This is a genomic window from Vreelandella lionensis (assembly GCF_002087295.1).
Taxonomy (GTDB): domain Bacteria; phylum Pseudomonadota; class Gammaproteobacteria; order Pseudomonadales; family Halomonadaceae; genus Vreelandella; species Vreelandella lionensis.
This window is the reverse complement of the sequence record NZ_MWVI01000095.1, coordinates 26,474-40,797: the sequence shown is the minus strand read 5'-3', so window position 1 is coordinate 40,797 and position 14,324 is coordinate 26,474. Positions and strand designations below refer to the sequence as shown.

3 protein-coding genes and 7 pseudogenes are annotated in these 14,324 nt (G+C 60.1%); 2 read left to right on the top strand and 8 right to left on the bottom strand.

Going from position 1 to position 14,324, the window contains the following annotated elements; translation table 11 throughout:
• Positions 1–3: 3 nt before the first annotated feature.
• From pgi to ptsP, 4 pseudogenes are all read right to left on the bottom strand, one after another.
• Positions 4–1,673, bottom strand: a pseudogene (gene pgi / locus B4967_RS14630) (glucose-6-phosphate isomerase).
• 235 nt (positions 1,674–1,908) lie between these two features.
• Positions 1,909–3,647: pseudogene (locus B4967_RS14625) on the bottom strand (PTS fructose-like transporter subunit IIB).
• A pseudogene (pfkB, locus tag B4967_RS14620) lies at positions 3,644–4,616 on the bottom strand (1-phosphofructokinase). The pseudogenes B4967_RS14625 and pfkB overlap by 4 nt, the downstream one beginning before the upstream one ends.
• Positions 4,616–7,487: pseudogene (gene ptsP / locus B4967_RS14615) on the bottom strand (phosphoenolpyruvate--protein phosphotransferase). Before ptsP ends, pfkB begins: the two co-directional pseudogenes overlap by 1 nt.
• Before the next feature lie 237 nt (positions 7,488–7,724).
• Between ptsP and cra the strand changes: the two are divergent.
• A pseudogene (cra, locus tag B4967_RS14610) lies at positions 7,725–8,698 on the top strand (catabolite repressor/activator).
• 18 nt (positions 8,699–8,716) lie between these two features.
• Here the strand turns inward: cra and B4967_RS14605 are convergent.
• Both B4967_RS14605 and pyk read right to left on the bottom strand, forming a co-directional pair.
• On the bottom strand, positions 8,717–9,193 hold the full coding sequence (locus B4967_RS14605) for a methylglyoxal synthase (protein ID WP_044629387.1): 477 nt from the start codon (positions 9,191–9,193) through the stop codon (positions 8,717–8,719).
• A gap of 54 nt (positions 9,194–9,247) precedes the next feature.
• Positions 9,248–10,716: pseudogene (gene pyk / locus B4967_RS14600) on the bottom strand (pyruvate kinase).
• Between the two features lie 244 nt (positions 10,717–10,960).
• Here pyk and gap point away from each other — a divergent pair.
• Complete coding sequence (gene gap, locus B4967_RS14595; protein WP_083026009.1) at positions 10,961–11,965, top strand: type I glyceraldehyde-3-phosphate dehydrogenase; 1,005 nt, start codon at positions 10,961–10,963, stop codon at positions 11,963–11,965.
• Positions 11,966–11,979: 14 nt separating this feature from the next.
• On the opposite strand, the gene B4967_RS14590 is transcribed toward gap, so the two are convergent.
• Together B4967_RS14590 and B4967_RS14585 are read right to left on the bottom strand one after the other, a co-directional pair.
• Entirely contained in the window at positions 11,980–13,011 is a 1,032-nt protein-coding gene (locus B4967_RS14590) for a LacI family DNA-binding transcriptional regulator (RefSeq protein ID WP_083026007.1), read from the bottom strand.
• Between the two features lie 196 nt (positions 13,012–13,207).
• Positions 13,208–14,306, bottom strand: a pseudogene (locus B4967_RS14585) (ABC transporter ATP-binding protein).
• Positions 14,307–14,324 lie beyond the last annotated feature (18 nt).

Genomic DNA, 14,324 nt, shown 5'->3' with positions numbered 1-14,324 from the left:
AACCTAGCGTTTCTTACGCACCGGTTTTTTTTCACCCGTTGTTGGCTCTGCGTGTTGGGTTTGATGCGCCGTGCTGGGAAAGTGGGCGCGCACCAGCTCAAGCAGCCCCTGCGTAGAAGCGTCGAAGTCGGCGGCGTTGGCGTCGATGCGCTCGCTGATTTCACCCGCAATGCGCTTGCCTAGTTGTACGCCCCACTGGTCGAACGAGTTGATGTTCCAAATCACGCCCTGCACGAACACCTTGTGTTCGTAGAGCGCAACTCAGCGCGCCCAGGTTTTTCGGCGTTAGCTCGTCGAGCAGCAGAGTGCTGGAGGGGCGGTTGCCGGGGCAGCTGTAGGGGTCGAGCTGGCTAAGCTCTTTGCTGTCGCCTTGGCTGCCTTCCATGAAGGCGTTGGCTTGGGCCAGCATGTTGGTCAGCAGCGCGAAGTGGTGGTCTTCCACGCCCGGTTCCGGCTTTAGCGAAGCGATAAAGTCGATGGGCACATAGCGCGTGCCCTGGTGCAGCAGCTGGAAGAAGGCGTGCTGGCCGTTGGAGCCGGTTTGGCCCCATACAATCGGGCCGGTTTTGTAGTTCACCGGGTGGCCGAACCTATCTACCGACTTACCGTTAGAATCAATATCCAACTGCTGCAGGAAAGAGGGCAGCTGGTTCAGCGCTTGGTCGTAGGGCACGATGGCCTGGGTTTCCGCGCCGATAAAGTTGATGTACCAGATGCCATTCAGCGCCATCAGTACCGGCATGTTCTGAGCGAAAGGCGCTTCGATAAAGTGGCGGTCCATCTCATGGGCGCCTTCCAGCAGCTCAATAAAGCCCTCAAAGCCAATCGAGAGTGCAATGGGCAAACCGATGGAAGACCACATGGAGTAGCGGCCGCCCACCCAGGCCCAAAACTCGAACACGTTCTCTTCGCGAATACCGAACTCCATCGCCGCTTTTCGGTTGGTGGAGGCGGCAATAAAGTGCGCGCCCACATCCGCGTCTTCGCCAGCGTTCTCCAGGAACCAGCGCCGCGCAGTCTTGGCGTTGAGCAGGGTTTCCTGGGTGGAGAAGGTTTTGGTAGAGACGATAAACAGCGTGGTGGCGGGGTCTAGCCGCGACAGCACTTTCTGAATATGGGTGCCGTCCACGTTAGAAACAAAGTGGAAGTGCAGCTCCGGGTGGCGATACTTCAACAGCGCCCGCACCGCCATGTTGGGGCCGAGGTCCGAGCCACCAATACCGATATTGACCACGTCTTTAATGCGCTGGCCGTTATAGCCTTTCCACTCGCCGCTACGCACCGCTTCCGAGAACAGCTTGATCTGCTCGCGGGTGCGGGTGATTTCTGGCATCACGTCTTCGCCGTCCACATACACCGGCTCATCGCCCAAATGGCGTAGGGCGGTGTGGAGTACCGGACGGTTCTCGGTCACGTTGATAATGTCGCCAGAGAACATCTGGGCGCGGCGCTGTACCAGGGCGGAGTGGTCGGCTAGCTCAATCAGTTTGGCCAGCACTTCATCCGATACCTGATGCTTGGAGTAATCTAGAAAGAGGCCGCCGACGCGCAGGCTCATTTTTTCAAAGCGCTGCGGATCATTCGTAAAGTAGTCACGAATTCGGTCATTGGCGGTTTTATCGCGTCCGGCGCTCTTGGGCCTGCTAATTAACGCTGCGAGTGAGTTGAAACATAACGGGCGGTCCTGTTGTTTTTGCATCTGTTTTATATCGTTATCGCTAAAGGGGCGTGTGCAACCCCTGGCGTCGCTGTTATTTATGTAAAAATAATAACTATTTCGCGCTTGAGAACAACAGTTAGCGATAAATGGTAAGAAAAATGGTTAATAAAACAGCGGGGTGGTGGACGTCTTGAACGGCTGACTAAACAGCAAAAGGGCGAGGTTGCCTCGCCCTTAGTGTGCCGCCTTTAGCTGGCAACGGCGACTTGGGCAGCATCACGCTTGATAAACGCGTAGCCCAGGCCGGTAATCAAAGAGCCTACCACAATGGCTCCCAGGTAAAGCAGAGCCGGGGTAATGGCGTTAGGAATCAGCAGCACGAAGATACCGCCATGGGGAGCCATCAGTTTGGCACCCACCAGCATAGAAAGCGCACCTGTAACCGCGCCACCGGCGATACAGGCGGGAATCACGCGCAGCGGGTCTTTCTCCGCGAAGGGAATCGCGCCTTCCCTGATAAAGCACAGGCCCAGCACGAACGAGGCTTTACCCGCTTCGCGCTCGGGGGCAGAGAACTTATTACGCGCCACGAAGCTGGCAATACCCATACCAATTGCGGGCACCATGCCGGCGGCCATGATCGCGGCCATTGGGCCGTAGGTTTCAGAGGCCAGCAGGCCGACGCCAAAGGTGTAGGCCGCTTTGTTGACCGGGCCGCCTAGGTCAAAGCACATCATGGCTCCGAGCAGAATGCCCAGCAGCACAGCATTGGTCGAGCCCATGGACTCCAAGAAGCTGGTGAGCGCGCTCAGCACGGCAGCCACCGGCTCGCCAATCACGTAGATCATCGTCAGGCCGGTGACCAAGCTGGCAATCAGCGGGATGATCAGAATCGGTTTGAGCGACTCAACGCTGGAGGGCAGTTTTACATGGCGCGTGACGGCGAGGGCCACGTAGCCCGCCAGGAAACCGGCCAGAATACCGCCGATAAACCCGGAACCAATCTCGGCGGCGAGCATGCCGCCAATCATGCCGGGGGCAATACCAGGGCGGTCGGCGATGGAGTAGGCGATGTAGCCCGCCAGAACGGGAATCATCAGCGCGAAGGCCGTGCCGCCACCAATCTGCATCAGCGCAGCGGCCAGGGTGCCTTCTTCCTGGAACGCTTCGATACCGAACACGAACGAGAGGGCTATTAACAAGCCACCCGCCACCACCATGGGCAGCATAAAGGAAACACCGGTCAGCAGGTGTTTATAGACGCCTTTCTCTTTCATGCCTTTTTTGGCGGTGGCGCTGCTGCTGGCGGCGCTGGTGCCGTCCTCAACGGCGGCATCGGTGAAAGCGGCTTCAAGGGTCGGGCGCGGCTTTTTCAGCGCGTTACTGGTAGACGTGCGAAAATACGCCTACCTGCAAAGCGTGAAGGATCCGCTTCGATATCGCAGGCCAATACGACCACGTCAGCGTCGGCGATTTCCGCTTCCGTGAGTTTGTTTTGCGCGCCCACTGAGCCTTGGGTTTCCACGCGAATCTGGTGGCCCATGGCCTTACCCGCTTCGGCCAGCGCTTCGGCGGCCATAAAGGTGTGGGCAACACCGGTGGGGCAGGCGGTGACGGCAACGATTTTTTTGCCATTCCCGCTGCTGGCCGGGGCGGCAGCAGTGGCTGCCGGAGCACTGTAAATCGGCGCTTCCCGCTTAGCTTGGCTTAAAAAGGCGCTGGGGTCGGGCAGGGCGCTGGCAATTGGAGCCTGGAATAGCCGCTTGCCTTCGAACCGCTCTGGGGCGGGCACGTGGTCGGCAGCCACGACGATCAAATCGGCGTTAGCAATCTGCTCGGCGCTGGCGGCTTGCAGTGGCGCAATCTCGCCGTGCATCTCTACATGAACGTTCCAGCCCAGCCGCGTGGCGGCTTGCTCTAGGCGCTTGGCGGCCAGGAAAGTGGTCGCCATGCCGCTTGGGCAGGCGGTAATCAGGATTAGGTTCATCGCGTGGCTCCCTCGGTGTGGGTGTCGTCAAGACGCCGTACCCGGGTCTGTTGTTGGAGTGAGTCAAAATCATCGGCGTGGGAAGTGCCCACACCAACATGGCGTACCGCTTCGGCAGAAAGCGCCGTGGCGAAACGAAGCGTATCTTCGGGCGAGTGCTGGCTTAGCAGCCCGTGGAGCATACCGGCCACAAAGGTGTCGCCCGCGCAAACGGTATTGGTGGCGGTGACGGTCGGCGGCGTGGATTGCCAAATGCCGTGCTGGCTCACCCATAAAACGCCTTCGGCACCCGCTGAAATAAGCGCGTGTTCGATGCCGCTGGCGTGCAGCCGCTCGGCGGCGGCTTGGCGCTGTTGGTCAGAATCAAGTGCGCTGCCAGCCCAGTCGGCCAGCTCGGTTTCGTTGGGCTTTACGGCGGCAGGCTGCGCGGCAATCGCCGTGCGCAGCCCCGGTCCGCTGGTATCCACCCACAGCGGCACCCCGAAACCTTTCAGGAAGGCAAGCAGCTCGCCAAACGCGGGTTGGTCGATGCCGGGAGGCAGGCTGCCTGCGACCACCACGGCCTCAGGCGGCGCGCTACCTTCAAACAGGCTGCTTAGCGTGATGCGTAAAGCCTCCAGGTGGGCGGCTTCGATGGGCATGCCGGGGCCGTTGATATCGGTCACGCGGCCGCTCTGCTCGGCCAGTTTGGCGTTGATGCGCGTGTTGCCTGGCACCCGCACGAAGGCATCTTCGACGCCGTAACGGGGGAAGGCGAGGCTGAAAGGGGCGTCGTTCTCTTCGCCCAAGAAGCCGCTGACAATCACCTCGTGGCCTAGGCTTGCCAACACCCGCGCGACGTTCACCCCTTTACCTGCGGCTTCCAGCTGCGCGCCGGTGGGGCGGTTGACGTGCCCCAAGCGTCAGCGCATCCAGGTTGAAGGCGAGATCCAGCGCTGGGTTGAGCGTAATACAGACAACTCGTGCCATTAGCTGGCCTCCAGGGCGTCGCGTACTTCGTCGCTGGTGGCTTTACTCAGCGCTAACTGGGCGCTGGCCTGGGCTTGGGCAAGATCAAACTCGCGCAGGCGGGCTTTGACCAGCGGGATTTGGCGTGCGCTCACCGATAGTTCATCAACACCCAAGCCCTCCAGAACCGGCACGGCCATGGCGTCGGAAGCCAGCTCGCCGCAAACACCGACCCATTTGCCGTGAGCGTGGGCGGCTTCGACGGTCATTTGGATCAACCGCAGTACCGCTGGGTGCAGGCCATCGGCTTGAGCGGATAGCTCTGGGTGGCCGCGATCAATCGGGAGGGTGTACTGGGTTAAATCGTTGGTGCCGACCGAGAAGAAGTCCACTTCGGCATCCAGCGTCGGTGCTAGCAAGGCGCTCGATGGTACCTCGATCATCACGCCAAGCTGTACATCGGTGGCGCGCTGCTGCGAGGAGATCTCGTTGAGCAGGCGGTCGTAAATGGCTTTGGCGGTGCGGAATTCAGCGACGTCTTTGGACCATCGGCAGCATGATGCGTAACGGTTTGCCGACGGCGGCCATCAGCAGCGCGCGAATCTGAGTTTCCAGCACTTCTGGTTGGGTCAGCGCTAAGCGAATGCCGCGCAGGCCGAGGAAGGGGTTGTCTTCCTGGGGCACTGGCCAGTAGGGCAGCGGCTTGTCGCCGCCGACGTCCAGGGTGCGGGCGACGAGCGGGCGGCCATTAAGCGCATCGGTGGCTTCACGGTATTCGGCGATTTGCGTAGCCAGATCGGGAGCGCTGGAGTAAGCCATGAACAAGAACTCGGTGCGCAGCAGGCCGACCCCTTCCGCGCCGCGCTCTACGGCATCGGCGGCGTGGGCGGTGTTGCCCAGGTTGGCGGCAACCTCAACCCGGTGGCCGTCGCGGGTTTGCGCCTGCTCGAAGCGCAGCTCCCAGGCGTCCGCTTCACGCTGCTGCTGGTCGAGCAGCTGCTGCTCGGCGCGGCGCAGGCGCTCCTCGGAAGGCTGCGAGGTCACGCGGCCGCGCTCGCCATCCAGAATCATCATGCCGCCGTTGTGTAGCGCCATGATCGCTTCACCGGCACCGACTACCGCAGGAATGCCCAGCGCACGAGCCAGAATCGCGCTGTGTGCGGTCGCGCCGCCGCGAACGGTCAGCAGGCCGCGCACGCGGGAGGTATCCAAACGGGCCACATCAGAAGGGCCGATATCGTCCATCACCAGAATATAGGGGTGATCGGGCGGCTCGGGCAGGGTAACGTCGCAAAGCACGCCGAGCACGCGGCGGCCGACATCGCGCAGGTCGGCGGGGCGTTCGGCCAGCAGGCGGTCTGCCAGCATCTCTTGGGCGTGGGCGGCGGTGTCGATGGCTTCCCACCAGCCTGCTTCCGCCGAGCGGCCTTCGCGAATGGCGTCAATCGCCGCCTGGTGCAATTCGGGGTCGTCGAGCATCTCTTCGTGCATAGAGAGAATGTCGGCCACTTCGCCGCCAGGGGCGTTGTGTACCAGCGCCTGCAGCTGGGCAGCGCCCTCTTTCAGAGCGGCCTCTAAGCGTGCGATCTCTTGGGTGGGGTCGCTGGCATGCTCCGGGTAATCAAACTGCATCGGGCGAATGACGAACACCGGGGCAATCGCTAACCCTGGGGAGGCTGCCACGCCGGTGTGCGGCTTGTCGGCGGCCAGCGGCTCCACAGCAGGCTTGCTGGCGTTGGCAGCGGGCGTGGCATCGCGGCCCCCGTCGAACGGAGTGACTTTTTCACCCAAGCCCTCTTCGACAGCGGCGGCAATGGCATCTAGCGCGGCGCTTGCCTGTTCGCCCTCGGCAGAGAAGATCAGCCATTGGCCACGTCGCGCACCCAGGCCAATCACTTTGGTTAAGCTGGCAGCAGATACCGTGGTGGCGCTGCCTTCTTCCAGGCGCACGTTGATGGGCATGGGCTGGGCGCGGGCGATCTGTACCAGCTGTTTAGCCGGGCGAGCGTGCAGGCCGTGGGGGTTCAATACGCGCACGCGGCGGGTTTGGGTGCTGGCGGTTTCACCGGCCCGCGCTGCCAGCAGCTGGGCGCTATTTTTGCCCACAAAGCTGTCGCTTTCGCCGTTCTCTAGTACCGCCATCAGCTGCTCGCGCAGCGGCCGGTGGGCATCGCCGCTGGCGGCCAGGCAGAACAGCGCATGAACCGGATGACCGCCGTGCTCGATGGTGCTATCGGCGGGCGTCGCCACGCCTAGTGCGGGCTGGTTCACTCCTTGAGCGTGGCTTGAAAGCCATAAGCCTTTGCCCAACCACTGGGGCTGGGCGCTCGCCACGGCACTAATAAAGCCGTTATCCACGCAGCCGCTTTGGCGCAGTCGCGCTGCCGCCGCTAGGGCTAGTTCCTGCGGGTCGCGGGCGGGGAAATTGATGCACAGCGTATCGGCATCCAGGCGCGGTGCTAATGACGGCTTCGAGAGCAGGCGCGCAACATCGGCGGCGGAGCTGGCGCGGGCCAGCTCGGTTGCTACGCCGTCGCGGTCGAGTACGTGGGTAAGCTGGCGCAGAATATCCAGGTGCTCGTCGTTTTGTGCCGCAATGGTGACCAGCACATGTACGGTGTTGCCGTCGTGCCACTGCACCCCTTTAGGGAACTGCAGTACCCGCACGCCGGTACGCTTGACGTGATGGCGGCTTTCCGGAGTGCCGTGGGGAATGGCAATTGCGTTGCCTAGGTACGTTGAGGACTGCGCTTCGCGGGCGTGGAGGCCATCGCGGTACTCGGCCGCAACCAAGCCAGCCTCTGCCAGGGCGTTGGCGGCGCTGTCGAGCGCAGCTTGCCAGTTGTCCGCGTGGCGGTCGAGCAAGATGTCATCGGGGCCGAGTGTCAACATAGGGGTCTCCTGTAAACGCGGTCAGGCAACGGCAACGTCTGCGATTGGCGGCGAAAGTGCGCGCATAAAACGTTAGTCGTAGATCGTTGTGGTTGGCTGGATGAATCGTGTCACCTGTGTATAGTTGGCTATGCTGAATCGATTCACTTTTGGACACAAGGGTTGTCTTTTTAGACTTTGGTCTGAAGAGGGTAAAACGGCTGCTAAACTGCCGTCTTCATTTAGGGAGAAACCAGCATGACACTTGCCGATATTGCCCGGCTCGCCGGGGTTTCGCGCACCACGGCAAGCTATGTAATCAACGGCCAGGCCGAGCAGCGGCGCATTAGCCCGGCCACTATTGATAAAGGGATGGCCGTCGTGCGTCAGCACCGCTATCACATTGCCCCTCAGGCCGCCGCGCTGCGCCGTGGCGCTAGCCGGTTGATCGGTTTGATCGTGCCAGATTTAGAAAATATCAGTATGCCCGCCTCGCCAAGCGCCTAGAGCGCGGTGCTCGCGAGCGCGGCTACCAGTTGTTGGTGGCAAGTTCGGATGACTGCGCGGACAGTGAGCGCACGTTGGCCTTAGCGCTGCGCGCCCAGCGCTGTGAAGTGCTGATTACCGCCAGCTGCCTGCCGGAAAACGATACTTTCTACGTCGACTTGGCAAACGAAGGGTGGAGCGTCGTGGGCATGGACCGCGGCCTGACGCCCGAGCGTTTTGCCAGTGTGGTGAGCAATGATCAAGAAGCAGCCTACGCGCTGACGCGTTCGGTGATGGATGGTTCAACGCGACGCATTGCCTGGCTGGATGCGATGCCCGAACTCTCGGTTAGCCGTGAGCGCCGTGCGGGATTTCTTGCCGCACTGGAAGGGAAGGGGGTTGAAGCCGTTACCTTTAGCGGTGGGCGCTACGAGCGGGATGTGGGCGTTGAACTGGCGCAACAGCTCTTTGCTGCAGGCGAAGTAGATGCGCTGGTCACGGCTTCCTACGCGCTCATGGAAGGTGTGTTTGATGAGCTGCTTGCCCAGGGCGGGCTGCCGGAGACGCTGCGGTTAGCCACTTTTGGTGACCACCGGCTGTTAGATTTTCTGCCTCAGCCGGTTAATTCGGCGTTGCAGGATTATGACCGCATCGCCGAGCTGACGCTTCAGTGCGCGCTGGGCGCGATGAATGGAAGCTACCAATGCGGGCAGCAGGTGGTAGCGCGCCACCTGCGTACCCGCTGAGCGCAGGGTGCGCGCGGTTTATACCGTGCGGGCCTGTGCCCAGGCATTCGCGTCTGGAATCGACATATCATAGCGTTCGCTAAGATAGGGCGAGGAGAGCAGAAAGTCGGCGCTAGCCGCATTACACGCCACCGGCACGTTCCACAGCGCGGCAAGGCGCAGCAGTGCTTTCACGTCCGGGTCGTGAGGCTGCGGTGCAAAGGGGTCCCAGAAGAAGATCAGCACATCGAGCTGCTGCTCCGCGATGCGCGCTCCAATCTGCTGGTCGCCGCCTAGCGGCCCGCTCATTAAGCCTTCCACTTCTAGCCCCAGGGCGGTTTTCAGCCGCCCTGCGGTGGTGCCAGTACCAATCAGCGTGTGCTGGCTTAACGTATCCTGCCAGCGCGTCGCCCACTCCAGCATCTCGGTTTTTTTGCCATCGTGGGCAATCAGCGCAATACGCTTGCGCGGTTGCAGCGTCCGCACGGCTTGGCGGGGTGGGCGGGCATCGTTCATGGCATTGCTCTCCTGGTCATTCGCTTATTATTGATAGTGCGGCGAGGCGGTTATTTACTCGGCGTCAACGGCCAGTACTTTCATGGTGTTGGTGCCGCCGTGGGCGTTCATATGGTCGCCGCGAGTAAGAATGACATGCTCACCTGGGCGTGCCAATCCATGGGCCTTCAGCAGTTTGATGGCTTCATGGTTCACCTCGGTGGCCTCCATGTGCGTAGTATCGAATGGAATCGAGACTACGCCAACGGTAGAGCGCCATGCGCCGTTGGGCGATGGGGCTGTGGGCCAAGCCGACAATCGGCAAGCCAGAGCGGATGCGCGAGGCAATCAGCGGCGTGTAGCCGGTGGAGGTCATGCAGGCAATGGCGCGTACACCGGTTAGGTGGTTGGCAGCGTACATAGCGGAAAGTGCGATGGTTTCATCGATCCGCTCGAAGCCTTCATGAATACGGTGGCCGGAGGCTTGGGCGATGCGCTCGCGCTCGGCACCTAGGCAGACGCGGTCCATGGCTTCGATGGTTTCCACCGGGTAGTCGCCTGCCGCCGTTTCCGCCGAGAGCATGACCGCATCGGTGGCGTCGAGCACGGCGTTAGCCACGTCGAAGACTTCCGCACGGGTAGGGAGCGGCGATTCGATCATCGACTCCATCATCTGCGTGGCCGTAATCACCGCGCGATTCAGAGAGCGAGCATGCTTGATAATGCGCTTTTGGGTGCCAATTAGCGCTTCATCGCCAATCTCTACGCCCAGGTCGCCACGGGCGACCATCACCGCTTCTGACGCTTCAATGATGGCGTCCAGAGTTTCGTCGTTGGCGACGGCCTCGGCGCGCTCCAGTTTGGCGACCAAGCCAATCTCTTTGCCTTCCTCACCCAGCAGCGCGCGGGCTTCTTGCATATCGGCGGCGTGGCGCGGGAAGGAGACGGCTAAATAGTCCACGCCAATCTCAATGGCTGTTTTAAGGTCCTGCTTATCTTTGTCGGTGAGGGCCGGTGCCGACAGGCCGCCGCCCTGTTTGTTAATGCCCTTGTTGTTAGACAGCTTGCCACCCACGTGAACTTGGGTGTGCACTTCCTGCCCAACAATAGAGGTGACATCCAGCACTACGCGGCCGTCATCCAGCAGCAGGCGGTCGCCGGGTGAAACGTCATCTACCAGCGCTTTGTAGTCGCAGCCAACCCGTTCGGTGGTGCCGCTATTGGCATCCATGGCCATATCGAGCACAAAAGCTTGGCCGATGTCTAAGTGGATAGCGCCTTCTTTGAAGCGGGAAATACGAATTTTAGGGCCTTGCAAGTCGCCGAGTGCCGCTACGCTGCGACCTAAGCGCTGAGCGATCTCGCGCACCTCGGTGAGGCGGCGGCGATGATCATCAGCAGAGCCGTGGGAGAAATTCAGCCGTACCACGTCAACGCCCGCTGTTAGCATGGCTTTCCAACACCCCGGGGCGGTCACTGGCTGGGCCAAGCGTGGCGACGATTTTGGTACGACGAAGGGGAGTTGGGGACGTTGCGCGTGTCATAGTGGTACTCCTAATGAGCAGCGTGGGCTGAACATAGTCTATAAAAAAGGGCTGATGAATCGTTGATTAAGTATTGGACTACGATAGCCTTTATATAGTAATTTTACTACATATTGGATAGTTATTAGCCTTTAGGGGCGGTTATGGCAGGTTTTAATCGGCCTATAAGTGACTAAATACGTATTTTTAGTAATTTTTTTACTGGATACGCCATCTACGACCACTGCTTGATTGAGGTGCCACCATGACAATAAGAGTTGCCATTAACGGATTTGGACGGATTGGCCGTAACGTACTGCGTGCGCTGTACGAAAATGGCTACCGTGATCGCGTTCAGGTAGTTGCGATTAACGATCTGGGCGACCCTTCCCTAAACTCCCACCTGCTGCGCCACGATACCGTTCACGGCCATTTCCCATTTGCGGTCGAGCACGATGCAGAGAGCATCAGCGTGGATGGGGATCGTATTGCGATCTCTTCTGAGCGCGACCCGGCCAACCTGCCCTGGGCCTCTATGAATATTAACCTCGTCATGGAGTGTACCGGCCTGCTTACCAAGCGCGAGGCAGCGGCCAAGCATATCGCTGCAGGCGCAAAGCGCGTGCTGATTTCTGCGCCTAGCCCGGATGCGGATGCCACTATCGTTTACGGCGTGAATGACGACTTTCTTACCGCCGAGCACACCGTGGTATCCAATGCTTCCTGCACCACCAACTGCTTGGCTCCGGTCGCTAAAGCGCTGAACGATGCAGTAGGCATTGAGAATGGCCTGATGACCACCGTTCACGCCTACACCAACGACCAGAACCTGTCGGACGTTTACCACACCGACCCCTACCGTGCGCGTAGTGCCACTCACTCCATGATTCCGACCAAAACCGGCGCGGCTGCGGCGGTAGGCCTGGTATTGCCGGAGCTGGCGGGTAAGTTCGATGGCCTGGCCGTGCGCGGGCCGGTGATCAACGTTTCCCTGGTGGATCTAACCTTTACTGCGGGTCGTGATACCACCAAAGAAGAGATCAACGCGATCGTTGAGAAAGCCGCCGCTAACTCGCCGGTGCTGGCCGTCAACGCCCAGCCGCTGGTGTCTATCGACTTCAATCACGATGCGCACTCATCCACCTTTGACGCTAACCACACCCGTGTAAACGGTCGTCTGGTGAAAATCATGGCGTGGTATGACAACGAGTGGGGCTTCTCCAACCGCATGTTGGATACCGCCATCGCGATGCAGAAAACCGCCAAATAACGCCTGTTTGATCTTTAAGGGCAGGTATCGCCCAGCAGCAGCTCGGTTTTGAGCAGCTGCTGGGTTTTTGGTATCCGCCCCAAAATCATTTTGGCGGCGACTCGCCCTTTGCCTGCGCTGTCCTGGCGTACGGTGGTTAAGCGTGGTGCCCGGTACTGCCCTTCGGCAATGCCGTCAAAGCCGGTAATTCGTAACTCCCCTGGGACGTGAATGCCTCGCTGTTCTGCTAGCGTTAGCGCAGTGAGTGCAATTCGGTCTGACATGCATAGCAGCAGATCTGGACGCTGCTCAGCGGGCAGGTCGATGATCTCGGTAATCACCGGCGAGCACACGTCAAACACGTTCTCTTCAATATTCCACAGCGGAACCTGTTCGGTATCAAAGCCATGTTCGGTGAGCGCGGCATGAAAACCAGCCAGGCGCGCACGGCTTATCGTGCTGCTGTCGGGCAGCATCGTGTGCTCTTTGGTCACCCGGCCATTGCAGTGCTCTTTGGTTAAACGCAGGTTGATAATGGCAGGACGAAGAGGGCGCTGCTTAAGCGCATGGGTTGCCATCGCGTAGCTGGCGTCGCGGTCATCGATATGTACCGTGGGGCAGCCGTCAATATCAAAATCCACCGACACCAGTGGGCGCTGCGAAGGCAGCTCACTCAACAGCTTATTGTTGGGCATCAGCCCGTAAACGATAAATCCATCGGCGATATTAGCCGAGCCGGGCGGCTGGGAAGCGTGGCCTCGGCCCGGCAGCAGTAGCATGGTGTGGCCGTGGGCATCCAGCACTTCGGCCACGCCGGAAAGAAACTCGCTAGCAACGGCATCGTTCAAACTGTAGGTCAGGCTTTCGGCCAGAATCACCGCTACGATACTTGAACGTCCGGTGCGCAGGCTGCGCGCTTTGGCGTCTGGCCCGTTGTAACCTAGGCGCTTGGCTTCTTTGAGGATGCGGTCTCGTAGTAGGGGGGAGAGCTGGTCGGGTCGGTTAAAGGCGTTGGAAATCGTCGCGGTTGAGACGCCGAGTTCGAGCGCAAGGGCCTTTAGGGTCATTCGGCGAGGGGCGGTCACGGTGCTTCCTAAACAGGTGAAGCACGTTAGCGGAGAGGGTGCGTGCCTGACACATTTACAGCGCAGGCTAATTATTTGATTGTCGCGCACAGAATAACGGCCTTGATGGTGTGACGACTACCCTCTTTGGGAAGACGTTTCACCTAGCCAAGGCCGTGATGAGGCTTTCTAGCAGTATTTAAGCTGCTGTGCGTGTAGCAGAGAGCATTAACGCGGCGCCGCTTTCGTCGAATAAATGAACATGTTTGGTATCCGGCACCAGCGATACCTGCTGGCCCTCTTTCCACTGGCTGGGCGCTTCGCTGCGATGGATCAGCAAGGTAGAGCCCTCTTTCGGCTCCAGATACACGTAGACCTCGTTACCCAGGTACTCAACGTTGACGATATCAAAGCAGTTATCGCCCTGAGGCGCTTCCAGGCGAAGGTGCTCGGGACGCACGCCAAGTGTGAGCGAGGTGCCTTTCGAGTAAGCGTCGCCCGCTTGGGGCAAGGATACTTCCCCCCCCCCCGCCGCTTTCACTCGGCAGCCGTCGGCGGTGCCGCTCCGTAGCTCGGCGGGCATAAAGTTCATGGTGGGCGAGCCAATAAAGCCGGCGACGAACTTGGTGGCCGGACGCTGGTACAGCTCGTGAGGGCTGCCCACTTGCTCGATATGACCGCGGTTTAGCACCACGATTTTATCCGCCAGGGTCATGGCTTCGACCTGATCGTGGGTGACGTAAATCATGGTAGAGCCGAGACGGTTGTGCAGGCGGGCGATCTCGTTACGCATCTGCACCCGCAGCGAGGCATCCAGGTTGGAGAGCGGCTCGTCAAACAGCAGAATGCGCGGCTCCCGCGCCATGCATCGCCACCCGCTGGCGCTGGCCGCCAGAGAGGGCTTTGGGCTTACGGTGTAAAAGCTCTTCCAACTGCAGGATTTTTGCCGTGCTCATCACCCGCTCGTGAACGGTCTCTTTGGCGGTGTTGGCCAGCTTAAGACCAAACGCCATATTGTCGTAAACGGTCATGTGCGGGTAGAGCGCGTAGGACTGAAACACCATGCCTACGCCGCGTTCACGAGGCGGTAAGTCGTTGACCACGGTGCCGCCAATATTCAGGTCGCCATCGGTGATTGATTCAAGACCGGCGATTAAGCGCAGCAGCGTGGATTTACCGCAGCCGGAGGGGCCAACAAATACGACAAACTCACCGTCGCCAATGGAAAGATCAACGTCTTTGATGATGTGATCGCGGCCAAATACCTTATTGACCTTTTCAAGCGTAACACTTGCCATGGTAACTCCTTGCCGACC

Excerpts from the sequence above, each read along its gene's own strand:
- B4967_RS14590 (WP_083026007.1), bottom strand. The coding sequence starts at position 13,011 with ATGACCCTAAAGGCCCTTGCGCTCGAACTCGGCGTCTCAACCGCGACG.
- gap (WP_083026009.1), top strand. The coding sequence starts at position 10,961 with ATGACAATAAGAGTTGCCATTAACGGATTTGGACGGATTGGCCGTAAC.
- B4967_RS14605 (WP_044629387.1), bottom strand. The coding sequence starts at position 9,193 with ATGAACGATGCCCGCCCACCCCGCCAAGCCGTGCGGACGCTGCAACCG.